Here is a 15,769-nt window from a genome sequence, read left to right as displayed (position 1 = left end):
TCACTCCACCACCAGAATTTCCACCCGGCGATTTTTCGCCCGCCCGGCTTTGCTGCCATTATCCGCCACCGGCACCGTGTCTCCCTTCCCGACGATATGTACCCGTCCGACAGGTACACCACCGGACGTCAGTAACGCTGCAACTTCCGCTGCACGTTTTTCCGATAGAACCTGATTGGACGGGAACTCCGCCGAATGAATAGGCTGGCTGTCCGTGTGACCTGTTACAGTGACTGCGCCACCCACTCGAGCGATTTCACGAGCCGCTTTATTAATCACCGGGCGAATAGTGTCATTGACCGTTTTCTGTCCCGGTACAAACATTGCGTCGCCGCGGAACACTACCCTGCTATGACGGTCATCCTCATCCACAGTTAGCAGACCACGGGCTATTTCGTTTGCCAGCAGGATCTTCAGGCGTAGTTTGTGAACCGGGACTGGCGGTGGCGGCAGGTTTTTACCAATTGCGTCAATATGATGTTGTACAGTGACGGTTTGCACGTCCACCCGGTGACTATAAAGACCAAAAAGCGTAAGTATCGTCAACAGCGCAATACCGGCGCTTAACCAGACCGGCACCCGGCGCATTCGCCGCAATCGTCCGTTTATTGCCCCCTGAAAATCAGGCGAGAGCGCGGGCATTACCGGATCGCGACGCTGTGAAAGCTGTGTCAGCAGTTGCTGACGAATATTATCCAGCTGTTTACGCCCGTCAGGCTGTACGCTGTAACGGCCTTCAAACCCCAGCCCGAGCAAGTGGTAGATAACTTCCAGCACATCGCCATGTTCCTGGAAGCTGGCTGCCAGACGCCCGATTATCTGGAAAAGTTTTATCCCGCCTTCGCTTTCACCATGAAAGGTTACCAGCAGGCTTTTTCCGGCCCAGACGCCCCGCCGTCCCCAGGATGTGTTATTGGCGGCCTCATCAAGCGCTGTACACAGGCAGTAACGTACCGCCAGTACGTGCTCGCGCCGCAGGTTCGCCTGATCGCACAGCGTCTGGTACAGATGCACCTCACGTACCAGCAGAGTCCGGTATGGTTCTACCAGAGCCGCATCCAGTGTAGTGGGCATGGCTGCCAGAGCACACAGTAAAGGCCGGGCAGCGGCGAGCAACGGGTTAGCCGCCGCGCTGATTTCGGCCAGCCGGAGTTTACTGTCCGGGCCGTCTTCAACGATGATATTGATTTCTGTGCGCGGGCTGGTTTGTACCGGCGTTTCATATTCACTGTCCTTATGTTCCGTCGTGGTGGACAAAAAGGACATCATATCCGCCGCTGGCGGCGTCAGGGTACTGTCTGTCATTTATCGCGCACTCCCCACAATTCTATCTCCAGTCCCGGAAATTCCCCGGCGGTATGCATGGCCATCCCACCGTAACGGGCGATATGCTCCCACAGCGCTCCGTCGCGACGGATATCGTAATAGAGGTATCCGGACTGGAACGGGATCTGGCGCGGTGGTACGGGCAGAACCTGTAAGGCCAGCCCCGGCAGATGCGAACGGATCAGCTCCGGCAGGCGTTCGGATGGCCCAATTTTGGTCTGCGCCGCAAAATGTTGCAGCAGCACATCGGAAGCCATTTGCGCCTTCACTGCCAGCACCAGCGTGCTGAAGTCGGCAAGATCGGAAGGGGCTACTACCGCATTCAGAATGCCGTAAGTGCCCTCTTCCAGCGTGATACGTTGCGCTCCACGGATTAGCACTGCGTTTAGCAGGTACTGCACCTCATCAACCACCGATTTCAAACCGGCATACGGTGTCAGGTGTTCATACTCTTTATATTCGGCGGGCCGCCGCGTCTGCGGACGCACATAAGTGGACAGCTCTCCTGCCAGCTCGCACAGGTAACGATACAATACCTCCGGGGCCAGAGGCGTTCTCGCCAGATGGATCAGCAGCGGTTCAAAACGGTTGAGAATTTGCAGCAGCAAATAATCAGAAACTTCCGCCGCTTCGTGGCCATGGTTGTCACTGCCCGTCAGCCGTTCCGCCAGGGAATCAGCACGCATCCGGATCAGATCGTTAATCCACGACAGCCAAGTTCGCATCAGCGGACTGGCTTGGTAATGAATGATGGGCGGGATCATATCGTGGTCGATATCCACCCGCCCGTCAGGATTCAGCCCGGTGATACGGGTCAACGGCAAACCAATCCAGGCGCCTGTCACCGCCTTTTCCGGCAGCAATCGCAGCCGCAGATGGCTGAGCTGTAGTAACTGCGCGCCACGTCCCAGCGAGTTAGCGTCACGGATTTCGTGTTCATGCACCGAAAAACGCGCCAGTGATTCCGGGTTGTTATCAAAGCTGGTTTCTTCGCTGTTCGGCGTGCGTACCGGCACAGCAAGGCAGATTTGCTGGTTGAGATGCTCCGGAAGAATGGTCAGCGGCGGCGGTAGTGGAGTATGATCTGGCGCGTTAAACGGTGTGCCGTCGGCAAAAACGCCCGACGCTTCTTTCAGAATCAGCTTACCGATGTTCAGCGCCTCGCCATCAATACTGTATTCGCTGAATCCCCAGAAAAAGGGAGTCAGCGGCAGGCTGCGGTAATGAATGACATGTTCCAGGTAACGCTCCTGCTGCTGAAACATCTGCGGCAGCAAAAATTGCCCCTCACTCCATACCACCCGATCATTCCAGCTCATAATTCATTCATCCCTTTCAGTAATCACAATGGCGCTTTGTTCCAGCTCCGCATCCAGTTGTATTTTTTTCCCTGGCGTAATGCGGCTATACCAGGTTTTTTCCGGGGCTTCCGGAATTTTATACGTGGCTCTCCAGACGGACTTTCCCAGATTGCGGTATCCGGCCAGCACACCTATTGCCGTGGTCTGGGCATTAAGAGGACGACGCAGCTTTTTCTCCTCACCCGGGCGCAAAATAAAGCTGTCGCGGTGCAGCAAATCGTCGGTGAGGACAGCTTTGTCATTGTCATTGAGCGACCAGTAATCGGCAGCAATGAAAGCGGCATCATTTTTCAGTTCATAAACACGTATCTCTACAGGCGCGGCCTTCTTCTGATTGTCAGGATTTACCTTATCGGAGGCTTTCACGCTCAGGTCGAGTCGCTGCGTTTCAGGATCAGGTTGCTCGTTGTTGCTGCCGCACCCGGAAAACAGGATCAGAGCAAAAGGCATAGCTACCGCACATAACCGCCCGCCGGGGTTACGCCATTTATTCACTGTAAATTCCTTAAAAATCAATAAATAAAACCGACCAGACATGTCGTCTGGCCGGCGATACGGTCGTTAAATTTCTTTGTTGGCCTTGAAGTCGTAACCTGCGGTAATGGTACCGCCGCTGCCACCTTGCTGGTTCTGTACCACGTATTCCTGTTTCACGGTGCTGAAAGAAAGCTCCACCGTTTCACGGGAGGCGATTTCACCATCGTGGCTGCCACTCGGGGAAACCACTGCGACAATCAGGTCGGTGAAGGTATATTTGAGGTACTCCAGCGGGTTGCCGCCAGCTTTACGCATCACGAGGATCGCCTGAGGAATATGCTTGCCGGAGGCGCAGTACTTGAACAGGTTCGGGCTGGCACGGTCGATGTAGTGATCAAAGTCAAGATTGGTGACGGACACCTTACCGGAACCGAGGCCGCTACCGGCGTGCATGGTGGATTCCTGATGGATATTCCAGCGCCAGCTCAGTACCTCAATTTCATTTTTGTGCTTGTCATCCATCGACTCGCCTTCAATGCCGTCAATTTTCAGAAAAATGTCATAAGCCATTTTCATATCCTTATTAAGTTTTGCTAAAAAATAATCTCTGATTTACTTACATAGATACATGTTAATAAATCGTTGCCGTACAGAATCCCCTTCCCCTTTATTTCAGGAGAACAGAAAGCTGTCTGTTTTCTCGGTGTTAACCGATGAATCATTTAGTTATTAAATAAAAACACCCTAACAAATTAATAATAAAAATGAATAATATCGGTCGTTCCATTTTCAATTACATGTCAATGACACTGGCTTTTCCCTTGGTGGTTCATCAAAATAACGTGTTTTACAAATTTTAGATGACACTGGTATGGACTGAGATAACCAAACCTGTCCATCGTTATAAACACAGGAAAACCAATATCTGTCGCTTTCTTTTCCTGTCGCATCCCCCATCTGCCATATCAACCACGTTTTATCCCTTACTTTTTCCAGTTCAGGCTTCTGATCCCCGAATTTTTCAGGTTTATCCTGTGTTACATCAACATGCGTTAACCACAAGCGTGATTCATGCCGGGGAGAAACCCGCCATTGTCCCTGAGGTGACTTGAGAACAGCAACAGAAGGCTCAGTTTCAATAAATATGGGACAGGTCACCTCCCACGCCCCAACACACTGGACATAAAACAATGCGATGCCAGAAAATAGCGGAAAAAGAAAACGCATCATCACCCTCCCGCTATTCAATAACGAAAAAAGCCTCAGCATTGCTGCTGGCGCTGGGGTACGAACCATTAGGGTTTGGCCCCCCTTTTGGTCTTATCTGATGCTTTTCAATTTTGACCAGGGTTCTCCATTGGTCCATAACCCAGATCCCGTGCTCATCCTGATCCAGGTAAAATGCAGCATGGTTGCCCGTGCTACGCCCAGGCCACCGACCATTAAAAAAGGTTGCGATTGCCGTTCCTCTGGGAATAGATTTATCACCCCACACTTTTTTCCCAGCACGCCAGGTTGCCGTTGGCCCTAAATGGGCATATCTTCTGACCAGAGTTACACATTCACCGTCCCCCACCAGAGGCTGCGATTGCAATAAATCTACTGAGTTGTAAACATATGCCATATATGCCCCTGTATATTCGCTGGCATCATTCGTTGACATTCACAAAATAAATACATCAGGCACTGCCCTGCTTCACTGACGGCAACTTTGTCACCAGACGCAGTGAACCCGTCAGCCCCTCAAGCTGGAAATGCGGGCGCAGGAAGAATTTTGCGTCGTAATAACCTGGATTACCTTCTACCTCTTCCACCACAACTTCAGCGGCAGCCAACGGACGGCGGGCTTTAGTTTCCTGTGAAGAGTTCACCGGATCGGCATCGACATAATTCATAATCCATTCATTCAACCAGCGCTGCATGTCCTCACGCTCTTTAAAGGAGCCGATTTTGTCGCGTACGATACATTTCAGGAAGTGAGCAAAGCGCGAACAGGCAAACAGGTAAGGCAGACGGGCGGACAGGTTGGCGTTGGCCGTCGCATCCGGATCGTAGTACTCCTGTGGTTTTTGCAGTGACTGCGCACCAATAAATGCCGCATAGTCTGAGTTTTTGCGGTGAATTAACGGGATAAAGCCGTTTTTCGCCAGTTCAGCCTCGCGGCGGTCAGAGATGGCGATTTCGGTCGGGCATTTCATATCAACGCCACCGTCATCGGTCGGGAAGGTATGGCAGGGCAGATTTTCCACCGCTCCGCCTGATTCCACACCGCGGATCAACGTACACCAGCCGTAGTGTTTGAAGGAACGGTTGATGTTTACGCCCATCGCGTAAGCGGCGTTGCTCCAGACATATTTGGTATGATCAGAACCATCCGCATCCTCTTCAAAATCAAACTCGTCCACCGGGTTGGTTTTTGCGCCATAGGGCAGGCGGGCAAGAAAACGCGGCATCGTCAGCCCAATGTAACGGGAGTCTTCGCTGGCACGCAGTGAGTTCCATGGCGCATATTCCAGGTTCTGGGTAACGATTTTCGTCAGGTCGCGGGGATTCGCCAGCTCCTGCCAGGAGTCCATTTGCAGCACAGACGGTGAGGCACCGGCAATAAACGGTGCGTGAGCCGATGCGGCAACTTTGGCAATGGAACCAAGCAGATCCACATCTGGCGGCGTATGGTCAAAATAATAGTCGGCGACTATACAACCGTAAGGTTCACCACCCAATTGACCATATTCAGCTTCATACAGTTTTTTGAACATCGGGCTTTGATCCCAGGCGATACCTTTGTAACGCTTCATATTGCGTCGCAGCTCGTCTTTCGACAGGTTCATGAAGCGGATCTTCAGTTTTTCGTCGGTTTCGGTGTTGTAAACCAGGTGCTCCATCCCGCGCCAGGAGGACTCCAGTTTCTGCCAGTCTGGATGCTGTAGGATCAGTTTGATCTGTTCCGTCAGTTTAAAGTCGATCTGCGCAATAATGGCACTGATGCTTTTATAGGCGTCATCGCTGACGGTGATGGTATTTGCCAGCGCCTGCTGCGCCAGTGTCTGCACCGCCACTTCTACGGCCTTAGCCGCCTGTGTCGTTTTGGGCCGGAAAGCCTGATTCAGTAGCGCATCAAATTCACCGCTTGCGGAGGCGGTATCCTGAGCAACCACGCCAGTCGCCTGCATATTACTGTTTGCCATGAAAACTCCTTAAAAATTCGTCATTATTCCGCTGATTCAGCATCATCCACTGACACACCTTCCTGCGCAGCGGCAGATTTCGGGGCATTCGCCAGCGTTTTCAGCAGGGTCGGATCCTGCAACAGTTTATTGACCAGATTTTCCGCACCGGCCTTACCGTCCATATAGGTTTGCAGATTCGCCAGTTGGGTACGGGCTTCCAGTAACTGGTTCAGGGCGTCTACCTTGCGGGCAATCTGTGCAGGCGAAAAATCGTCCATATTTTCCAGCGTGATATCGACCATCAACTGGCCTTCGCCCGTCAGCGTATTCGGTACGGCGAACGCCACGCGCGGTGCAATGGCCTTCATACGCTCATTAAAGTTATCAATATCAATATCGAGGAATTTACGATCCGTCACTGGTGGCAGTTCTTCACGCGGTTTACCGGCCAGATCGGCCAGCACCGCCATAACGAACGGCAACTCGATTTTTTTCTCGGAACCGTAAATCTCCACGTCATATTCAATCTGCACGCGCGGTGCGCGGTTGCGCGCGATGAACTTTTGCGCGCTGTTGTTGATAGCCATACTCTTTCATTTCCTTATCAATCTACCGACGACCGCCCGGACAGCGGTACAACGGTACAGTTTAAAAATCATACTCAGAGAGCTTTTTTATAATCTCTTTGTTTTCTTTGTACTTTTCCCGCAACCCAGGAAGCGCTTTTTTCGCCGGAGGACACCATGCATTAACGCCCTTTTCTATGTCCTTTTTTTCCTCTTCCGGTAAAGGACTGTCCCATTCCCCGGCCAGATGCTGGCACATCTCTGCATTACTCAGAAAATGCTGCACATCCTGCGGTAAAGGGAGTTCTCCACGGACACTGAAAGCGAACACCATTAACAGGGGTGTCAATAACACCGGGTAACGTAATGTCATGTTTAATGCCCATCAATTGACCAATGAGGTTTATCTGTATTTCCGCCGATAACTTAATAACGCTGTAACCTTTACCCACTGCATGTAACTGAGCATTCATCCCTGTCCGTGGTAACATGTTGATAACTATATTCTTACCATCGGCACCAGTATGCTGGTTCAGAAGGGCGGTACGTTGCAGCAACACTAACGCTCGCTCCGGCCGTGTTGAGCGCCTGTAAAAAATTTTTACCGATGAACGGAACGTTCCCTGTAAATCATTCGTGAACGAACTTCCCGGAAAACAGCTAACCCATTGCGCACCACTTAACTCTTTTGGCATATCTCCTCAGGCGATTTTGTTTCAAAAACAATCTGCTCATCACCATTAACGCCGATATCAATCTGCCTGATAACGGCTTTTTCCGTCATGGCCTGCAACCAGTAGCGCGACAGCTGTGGCAAAATGTGCTGTTCGATATAGCCAATAAGCAGCCGGGCGCCCGTTTCATGCATTGGACAGCACGCCACAATATGCGCGACCAGTTCCTCACCATACGTCAGCGTCACGCCATGCTGTTCACGCATCCGCGCGACCAGCCGATCAAGATGCAGGCGGGCAATTACGCCACGCGCTGTTTCATCCAGCGGCAGGTAAGGGATCACCGTCACACGGCCCAGAAATGCCGCCGGGAAATGCTTGCGCAATTCCGGCATTAGCGCTTCTTTAAGCCCTGCAACATCGGGCGTTAATGCCGGATCTTCGCAAAGCTGGCTGATGAGGTCGGAACCCACATTCGTGGTCAGCAATAGCGTGGTGTTTTTAAAATCGACATGGGTACCTTCGCCGTCCTCCATTCCGCCCTTATCAAACACCTGATAGAACAGTTCGTGAACGTCATGATGAGCTTTCTCGATCTCATCAAGGAGCACTACGCTCCAGGGGTGCCGACGCACCGCTTCCGTCAGTACACCGCCCTCGCCATAGCCTACATAGCCGGGGGGCGCACCTTTCAACGTGGAAACGGTGTGGGCTTCCTGAAACTCGCTCATATTGATGGTGATCAGATTCTGTTCGCCACCGTAGATAGCTTCAGCCAGCGCCAGTGCAGTTTCGGTTTTACCAACACCGGACGGTCCGGCAAGCATAAAGACGCCTATCGGCTTACGCGGGTCGCTAAGCCCCGCTCTGGCGGTCTGGATACGTTCGCCAATCTGCGCCAGTGCGCTGTCCTGTCCGGTGACGCGTTGCGCCAGCCTTGTGGGCAGTTCAAGCACCTGGCTGGCCTCATCCTTCACCATCCGTCCGGCAGGGATGCCGGTCCAGTCGGCAACAATCGCCGCGATCACCGCTGCGCTGACTTCCGGAAATACCATCGGCTCTTCACCCTGCCATGCTCTTAACGCGGTTTCAGCCTGTTGTAGGGTGATTTTGTTTTCAACATTCGTTTCTTTAGCAAGCTGTTGTTGTCCGGTATCGATCTCAACTTCTGACTCTGTAACGCGCCGTTCCTGTAACGTATGTACCAGCTCCAACTCTCCCAGCCAGCGCGATTCGGCTGCAACCAGTTGAGTATTCAGCGAAGCGATCCGCGCCTCCAACGCGTCACGCCGCTCATCAGCCCGAATCCCCATTTTTTCCTGCTTTCGCAGTAGAACTTGCTCCATGTCAGCCGCTTTTAGCTGCTGACGCAGGTACTGTACATTGGCGGGTGGTGTATGTAGCGACAGCGCCACTCTGGCACAGGCAGTATCCAGCAGGCTGATGGCCTTATCCGGCAACTGCCGGGCGGGAATGTAGCGGTGAGAAAGCTGCACCGCCGCACGCACTGCCTCATCCAGAATCAGTACGTTATGGTGTTTTTCCAGCGTTTCCACCAAACCCCGTACCATTTCCATTGCCGGGATCTCTTCCGGTTCGGCGATCTGCAACACCTGGAAGCGTCGGGTCAGCGCCGGATCTTTCTCAATATGGCGCTTGTATTCGCTCCAGGTGGTGGCACCGATAGTCCGCAGGGTGCCACGCGCCAGCGCTGGTTTCAGCAGGTTAGCAGCGTCACCCGTACCGGATGCGCCGCCTGCACCTACCAGAGTGTGGACTTCATCGACAAACAGGATAACGGGCTGCGGTGAGCGTCCGGCTTCTTCCAGTAATCCTTTCAGACGGGATTCAAATTCGCCTTTCATGCTGGCTCCGGCAAGTAATGCGCCGACATCCAGCGCCAGCAACCGAACTTCCCGCAATGCAGGTGGCACTTCTCCCTGCGCAATCGCCAGGGCAAAGCCTTCAACGACTGCCGTTTTCCCGACACCCGCTTCCCCGGTCAGCAGCGGATTATTCTGGCGACGACGCAGCAGGATATCGATCATTGTGCGAATTTCATGTTCACGGCCTGTTACCGGGTCGATTTTGCCGTCACGCGCCTGCGCCGTCATATCCTGACAGTATTTCGCCAGCGCGGATTTACCGTCTGGCACGCTACCGGAAATCGCCTGGCTGCTTTCGCCGGGAATGGCTGACGCCAGACCGGAACCGTCGTAAGGACGCTCTTGCGCTTCGGGTGATGTTTCTATCAACGAGGGAATAATTTCAAACAGCTCGTCAACTGGTAGCCCCATTAAAGGCTCACAGATACTTTCCAGCACACGGCGAAGTTCCGGTGTGGTCAGCAAGGCCAACAGCAACCAGGCGCTGCGAATTTTGTTGTCGCCGTAGCGAACACTCGCCAGCATCCAGGCTTTTTCAACACTGAGATCGATATGGTGGGAAAAATCGCTGATGGCGCTGGCTCCGGAGGGCAGCATATTCAGTTGCCGGAGTAACGCCTTTTCCACATCAGAAAAAGGTATCTGATAATGCCGAAGAACATGGAGGATATCGTTATCGGGTTGCTGCGTTAACTGGTGTAGCCAGTGGGTCAGTTCAACCCAGGGATTAGAGCGTAGTTTGCAAAACGCCGTCGCAGATTCCAGAGACCGAAATAACGATTCAGCCAGTTTTCCATACAACGCATTACGTGAAACAGGAGCGTCCATTCGTCACACCTTATGACTTAAAATCCATGAGAAAACAACATGTAAATCTGTATAAACATATAAAAAAATATACACATACAGGATCATCAAATTATAGGGACAAAACAATGATGCAGATCACAGAATATAGTATATTGCGGTGGTTAATATTATTGAAAGGCATAATGAGTGATATAAAAGATCGAGTCATTTATTTTTGAAATGTAACGTTTGAAAAATGATAACCACGAGCTAAGAATTAACATTAATATATTCACAAAATATATGACACAAGCTTATCCTGGCCGCTAATTAAATCGCATTTTTGGTTAAAAAAATGCATCTGTTAAGTACTGATAAATATCGCATTCATATGAGAAAAAGATTTAAATAACGTAATGAAACAAGAAAAAGCATGGATACTGCAAAAAATCCAGGCGCAGGGTATTGCTGATGACACACAGTACCCTGCCGGAGCGCATATTATTTTTACTACCGCTGCTCCCTATACCCCTGATTTTGAGCAGCATAAACAAGATGATATCGCCCTCAGCCTTCTTCGCCACGAAGAGGCCTGGTGGATAGTCAATCACTCTGATGAGTTGTGTTGCGCCGTCAATGAACAAGTGATGGAACCTCACCACCGTATGCGACTGAATGATGGAGATACGATTGAATGGGGTCTGTCTTCCTGGCGTCTTGCCCGCGCCGGTGAAAAATCACGACCCGATGTGCAGGAGTCTCTGCCAACCCGGTTGCCTGAATCTGTTGCTGAATATCTGGATCTGGACTGGTTTAGACAGCAACAGATCAATCCACAAAATCCGTTTGATATTATCCCTGTCCGCGAGACCGCGCCCTCTTACGCAGGCCAGGAAGCTGATAACCCGCTACTCCAGCTTTATCAGGAATATCAACAAGCATTATTGTCCCCCGAACAGGAAAGACGCCTCCGGGCGGAGCCATTGCCCCTGAATGAAGATATGCAAGCTCAGGATCTGACATGGCTATACGATTGGAAAACTGAAAACGATACCTTACAAGATATGGTAGCGGGTGCGCCTGGGATTGATGCCATTCTGGACTCGCTCGACGCCACCGGTGAAGGTGAAATAGCCTGGCTAACGACCGAATCACTGCCAGAGATCCTACATCTGCTCTCTCCGGAGCAGGCATTAAGGGCCGCGCACAATAGCATATTGCCCGAACTGACCCGCCGCGAGCATTGTATTATCGGCATCGATAGCCACTACCGAATCACCCCTGCGCAGAAAAATGGAGACACCTCTCATGAAAAAAACTGATACGCTTCCTACCACTCTGTCCGCCCTGATACAGGAACATTCCATTGCGGAGGGAATTCAGATGGCGGAGCAGCAGATACGGGAAAATCCGGCGAAAGCGCTCTGCCGCCACAGTCTTTTCCAGTTATTGTGTGTGGCCGGTGACTGGGCACGGGCGCTACACCAACTTCAGCTATGCGCCAGGATGGATGCAAATTATAGCCAGGAGGCCCGATTGTATCGGGAACTGGTTCGTTGCGAAATGTTCCGTCATACCGTTTTTCAGGGCGAGCAGCAGCCGGGTTTTCTTCTGCCGCAGCCTGTCTGGGTGGAGTCATTACTCGCGGCGCTCGGCAGTAACGGTGATATCCACCAATCCGATGAACACCGTAACACCGCACTGGAAGCCATAACGGATACCCGCGGGCAGTGGAACGGGGGTACATTTGACTGGGTGAGCGACAGCGACTCCCGTCTCGGTCCGGTACTTGAACTGATTACTGGCGGCGTATATATCTGGCTGCCGTTTTCACAAATCCGCTCGCTGGAATCACCGTCGCCAGCACGTCTGACCGATCTGCTCTGGAAGCCGGTTAATATCACGCTAGTGAATGGTGATACGCACGGTGCCTGGTTATTTACCCGCTATAGTGGTTCGGAAAGCGCGTCCGACGCCCTGCGTCTGTGCAGGGAAACCATCTGGCAGGACGGTCCCGGCGAAACCACCGTGCGGGCGCTGGGACAGAAAGTGTGGCTTACCAGTCACGGGGATATCAGTCTGCTGGACATGACCCACTGTACCTTTTACACACAGGAAGGCGATGGCGCATGAGCACCACCCGCTTTACCCCGGCTAACCACCTGCTCCCCACACTGTTTGACCGACTGTGCGACAATGCCCCGTATCAGAAACTTGACAGAGATATCAGCGTTACGCCAGTGCAACTGAAGGAGATCATTCGCCGGGATCTCTCTTTCCTGCTCAATACTATCAGCCATGAGGATGACATTGATGCCTGTCGCTATCCACAGGCGGCAGCGTCGGTACTTAACTATGGACTGCCGCCGCTGGCGGGCAGTTTTATGTATGAGCACAAATGGGACGACATCAGCCAGGCGATCCGGCGCGCCATCATCCGTTTCGAACCCCGGCTGAGAGCCTCCACGCTTCAGGTCACGCCATTACTGGATGAAACCCGGCAGGGTACCCACAACACGCTACAGTTTGAAATTCGCGGACAAATTCTGACGCAGCCGTATCCCACGGAGTTTCTGGTGCGCAGTGCGCTGGACATGGAACAAAACCGCATTACGTTCTTTTAATACAAGGCATTATTCATGGATCCACGGCTACTGGAGTATTACAACCGCGAGTTGAGTTATCTGCGGGAAACAGGCGCTGAGTTCGCCGCTCTCCACCCCAAAATTGCCGCCCGGCTGGGGATACAGGGAAACAGTATCGCTGACCCGTATGTGGAACGCATGATCGAAGCATTCAGCTTCCTGACCGCACGCACCCAGCTAAAAATTGACGCCGAGTTTCCCCGCTTTACGCAGCGGTTGCTGGAAGTCATTAGTCCCAATTATGTCACGCCCACGCCGTCGATGGCGGTGGCAAAGCTGTATCCCGACACGCAGGAAGGCGATCTGGCGAAAGGCTTCACCGTGCCGCGCAATACCACATTCGTTTCCCCTGTCCCGGAAGGCGAAAATACCGCCTGTCAGTTTCGCAGTAGTCAGGAGGTCACGTTGTGGCCGCTGTCCATAGAAGAGGTGCGTCTGACTGCCGCGCCACCGGATATGCCAGCCCTGCACCGCTATCTACCGCCCAATATTCATGTCGCCGGGGCGCTGCGCATCACCCTGCGAACCTTCGGGGAGCTGACCTTCAGCGAGCTTGCAGGACCGGATAAACTCCCCTTTTATCTCTGTGGTGAAGAGCGTATTGCGTCGCATCTGTTTGAACTGTTGCATACCAGCGCCGTCGCCACGCTGGCCGGAGAACCCGGCCACTTTGACGGTGAGCTGAATGTGAACCTGAAGCAGCCAGTGAGACACGAAGGACTGGAGCCTGGCCAGGGACTGCTGCCGCTGACCTGGAATGTGTTTCATGGTCATAATCTGTTGCATGAATTTTTCGCCTGCCCGGAACGGTTTTATTTTTTCACCCCGACCGGTCTATCTACCGGACTGCAAAAAGTGAAGGGTAACGTGGCGGAGATTGTTGTACTACTCAACCATCTGCCGCCGGACTGGCTTATTCACCAAACGGATGCCACACAATTCAGCCTGTTCTGTACGCCAGTGATTAATCTATTTCCTCGCACAACCACCCGAATCGAAGTCACTCACAGTGTGACGGAACAGCATTTGGTAGTAGATCGTACCCGTCCGCTGGATTACGAAGTGTTTTCCGTTCAGGAAGTGGAAGGGCTGGAAGCGAACACCACACGGAAGATGACTTTCCGTCCGCTGTACCACACACGAAATAACGATGAAGGCAATCACGGACGTTATTTCTCACTGCGCCGCGAGCCCCGCCGGTCTTCGGAAAACGCCCGCCGCTATGGCACCCGTACGCCCTACACCGGCTCGGAGGTTTTTCTGTCTCTGGTCGATCAGCACGAAGCGCCATACCCTGAAAATCTGCGTCATATCACCGTCACGGCAATGGTAACAAATCGCGATTTGCCCTGTCTGCTTCCGCGCAATGGCCGGGATGACCTGACTGTGGACGCCGCTATTCCTGTCGCAAGTGTTGGTCTTATCAAACCTCCCCGCCCACCGCAGCCGCCACTGGCTGAATGCGAAATGGCCTGGCGGTTGATCCGGCAGTTATCGTTTAACTATCTGCCGCTGGCCGATCTGGATCACCGTACTGGCGGTCAGGCGCTACGCGACTTGCTGAACCTGTTTATTCCACTCCATGACAGTCCACAGTCACGCCAGGTACGCAGTCTGATTGGCTGCCAGACCACCCCAGTGACCCGCCGCCTCCCCGGTTCGGCTCTGCTGGTTTACGGGCGGGGCGTCAGTTGCGAGCTGACTGTGGATGAGGAAGGATTTTCCGGCATCAGTCCTTATCTATTCGGACTGGTGCTGGAACACTACATCGCCCGCCATGTTTCCATTAACACGTTTTCGCAGATGACGCTGCACTCAATGCAGCGCGGGAAAATCATGACCTGGCCGGTAAGAACCGGACAAAGAGGGAACGTATGACTGGTGCGCTTGATCAGGCACAGAAAACCCCCTGGCGTTACGGATTCCTGAATCTGATGCGGCGTGTGGATGCGCAGCTCTGTGATGCTCCGTCAGGAAGTATCTGGCAGCCAAGGATGGAAAAATTTCGTCTGGGACAGACGCCGACGATGACCTTTGCGCCACGGGAAATCGCGCAGATCACCTGGCAGGACGGGCGTCTGCATCTGAGTCTGTACAGCCTCGGATTGTGGGGACCGAACGGCCCCCTACCGCTGCACTATACGGAGCTGGCGCTGAATCGCTCAGAGAGCCGCCACGATCCGACACTGGTTCATTTTTCCAATATTTTTCACCACCGCTGGCTGACACAGTTCTGGCAGGCATGGCGTAGCGGCCAGTCTGCTGGTGGCGGGCTGGACAAACCAGAATATGACCGTTTCGCATTTTATATTGCCAGCCTCAGCGGACAGGATCTGCGGGAGAGCGCCGGAAGTCCACTGTCAGATCATGTCCGCCTGGCCGCCTCCGCCCATCTGGTGCGCGAATCTCGCAATCCTGACGGGCTAGCTGCCACGCTGGCACATTATTTCAGTGTACCTTTTGCGGTAAAAGAATTCGCCCTGCACTGGATAGCCGTGGCAGACGATGAAATTACCCGCCTGGGTGCACCAACGCAGTCCTCAGTAATTGGTTATGGTGCGCTTATTGGTCAGGCTGTACTAGATATGCAGTACAAATTCCGGCTGGTTATCGGCCCGCTCACGCTGGAAGATTACCTTCGCTTTCTTCCCGGCGGCAACAATCTGCCTGCGCTGACTGAGTTGGTGCGCACATTTATCGGTTTCGAATATTGCTGGGAAATCGAACTCCAGCTTAAACCTCACGTCGCGCCACCTGCGGTGATCGGCGGTGCACAGCAGCTTGGCTGGACAACTTGGGCAGGCAGAGCCATGCATGACCGCCCGGTTACCGGTATGATTTTTGAACCTGAAGACGACTTAACCTACTGAGAGCA

15 protein-coding genes are annotated in these 15,769 nt (G+C 52.9%); 5 read left to right on the top strand and 10 right to left on the bottom strand.

The features are described from left to right. The 10 genes from tssL to tssH all read right to left on the bottom strand — a co-directional run bounded on the left by tssL (nt 1) and on the right by tssH (nt 10,288). Nucleotides 1-1,305: a type VI secretion system protein TssL, long form gene (gene tssL, locus ACMGGS_RS11785; RefSeq protein WP_414162812.1), complete on the bottom strand. Its 1,305-nt coding sequence runs from the start codon at nt 1,303-1,305 to the stop codon at nt 1-3. Continuing rightward, a complete protein-coding gene (gene tssK / locus ACMGGS_RS11780) occupies nt 1,302-2,645 on the bottom strand; it encodes a type VI secretion system baseplate subunit TssK (RefSeq protein WP_414162811.1) in 1,344 nt (447 codons plus the stop codon). Before tssK ends, tssL begins: the two co-directional genes overlap by 4 nt. Before the next feature lie 3 nt (nt 2,646-2,648). Then, the gene (gene tssJ, locus ACMGGS_RS11775; RefSeq protein WP_414162810.1) at nt 2,649-3,182 is read right to left on the bottom strand and encodes a type VI secretion system lipoprotein TssJ; all 534 of its coding nucleotides are present in this window, start codon (nt 3,180-3,182) and stop codon (nt 2,649-2,651) included. A gap of 66 nt (nt 3,183-3,248) precedes the next feature. Next, entirely contained in the window at nt 3,249-3,734 is a 486-nt protein-coding gene (locus ACMGGS_RS11770; RefSeq protein WP_276163893.1) for an Hcp family type VI secretion system effector, read from the bottom strand. 219 nt (nt 3,735-3,953) lie between these two features. Next, nucleotides 3,954-4,394 (bottom strand): STY0301 family protein, encoded by a 441-nt coding sequence (locus ACMGGS_RS11765; RefSeq protein WP_414162809.1) that lies wholly within the window; start codon nt 4,392-4,394, stop codon nt 3,954-3,956. Nucleotides 4,395-4,404: 10 nt separating this feature from the next. Then, the gene (locus tag ACMGGS_RS11760) at nt 4,405-4,788 is read right to left on the bottom strand and encodes a BPSL0067 family protein (protein WP_414162808.1); all 384 of its coding nucleotides are present in this window, start codon (nt 4,786-4,788) and stop codon (nt 4,405-4,407) included. A gap of 55 nt (nt 4,789-4,843) precedes the next feature. After that, nucleotides 4,844-6,352 (bottom strand): type VI secretion system contractile sheath large subunit, encoded by a 1,509-nt coding sequence (gene tssC, locus ACMGGS_RS11755; RefSeq protein ID WP_276163892.1) that lies wholly within the window; start codon nt 6,350-6,352, stop codon nt 4,844-4,846. A 23-nt stretch (nt 6,353-6,375) separates the two neighbouring features. After that, nucleotides 6,376-6,921, bottom strand: coding sequence for a type VI secretion system contractile sheath small subunit (tssB, locus tag ACMGGS_RS11750; RefSeq protein ID WP_414162807.1), 546 nt, complete (start codon nt 6,919-6,921; stop codon nt 6,376-6,378). Nucleotides 6,922-6,982: 61 nt separating this feature from the next. After that, nucleotides 6,983-7,273: a hypothetical protein gene (locus ACMGGS_RS11745; RefSeq protein ID WP_414162806.1), complete on the bottom strand. Its 291-nt coding sequence runs from the start codon at nt 7,271-7,273 to the stop codon at nt 6,983-6,985. Between the two features lie 306 nt (nt 7,274-7,579). Further along, the gene (gene tssH / locus ACMGGS_RS11740; RefSeq protein ID WP_414162805.1) at nt 7,580-10,288 is read right to left on the bottom strand and encodes a type VI secretion system ATPase TssH; all 2,709 of its coding nucleotides are present in this window, start codon (nt 10,286-10,288) and stop codon (nt 7,580-7,582) included. 377 nt (nt 10,289-10,665) lie between these two features. Between tssH and tagK the strand changes: the two genes are divergently transcribed. The 5 genes from tagK to tssG are packed head-to-tail and all read left to right on the top strand — an operon-like array spanning nt 10,666 to nt 15,764. Further along, nucleotides 10,666-11,571, top strand: coding sequence for a type VI secretion system-associated protein TagK (gene tagK / locus ACMGGS_RS11735; protein WP_414162804.1), 906 nt, complete (start codon nt 10,666-10,668; stop codon nt 11,569-11,571). Next, nucleotides 11,558-12,382 (top strand): type VI secretion system accessory protein TagJ, encoded by an 825-nt coding sequence (locus ACMGGS_RS11730; RefSeq protein WP_414162803.1) that lies wholly within the window; start codon nt 11,558-11,560, stop codon nt 12,380-12,382. The genes tagK and ACMGGS_RS11730 overlap by 14 nt, the downstream gene beginning before the upstream one ends. Beyond that, nucleotides 12,379-12,873: a type VI secretion system baseplate subunit TssE gene (gene tssE / locus ACMGGS_RS11725; RefSeq protein ID WP_414162802.1), complete on the top strand. Its 495-nt coding sequence runs from the start codon at nt 12,379-12,381 to the stop codon at nt 12,871-12,873. Before ACMGGS_RS11730 ends, tssE begins: the two co-directional genes overlap by 4 nt. Before the next feature lie 15 nt (nt 12,874-12,888). Beyond that, nucleotides 12,889-14,772 carry a type VI secretion system baseplate subunit TssF gene (gene tssF, locus ACMGGS_RS11720; RefSeq protein WP_414162801.1) on the top strand — a complete coding sequence of 628 codons (1,884 nt, stop codon included), beginning with the start codon at nt 12,889-12,891 and terminating at the stop codon, nt 14,770-14,772. Next, the gene (gene tssG, locus ACMGGS_RS11715; protein WP_414162800.1) at nt 14,769-15,764 is read left to right on the top strand and encodes a type VI secretion system baseplate subunit TssG; all 996 of its coding nucleotides are present in this window, start codon (nt 14,769-14,771) and stop codon (nt 15,762-15,764) included. Before tssF ends, tssG begins: the two co-directional genes overlap by 4 nt. Nucleotides 15,765-15,769 lie beyond the last annotated feature (5 nt).

Source organism: Superficieibacter sp. BNK-5 (genome assembly GCF_047456055.1).
Classification (GTDB): Bacteria; Pseudomonadota; Gammaproteobacteria; order Enterobacterales; family Enterobacteriaceae; genus Superficieibacter.
This window is presented reverse-complemented; position numbering and strand designations above follow the sequence as displayed.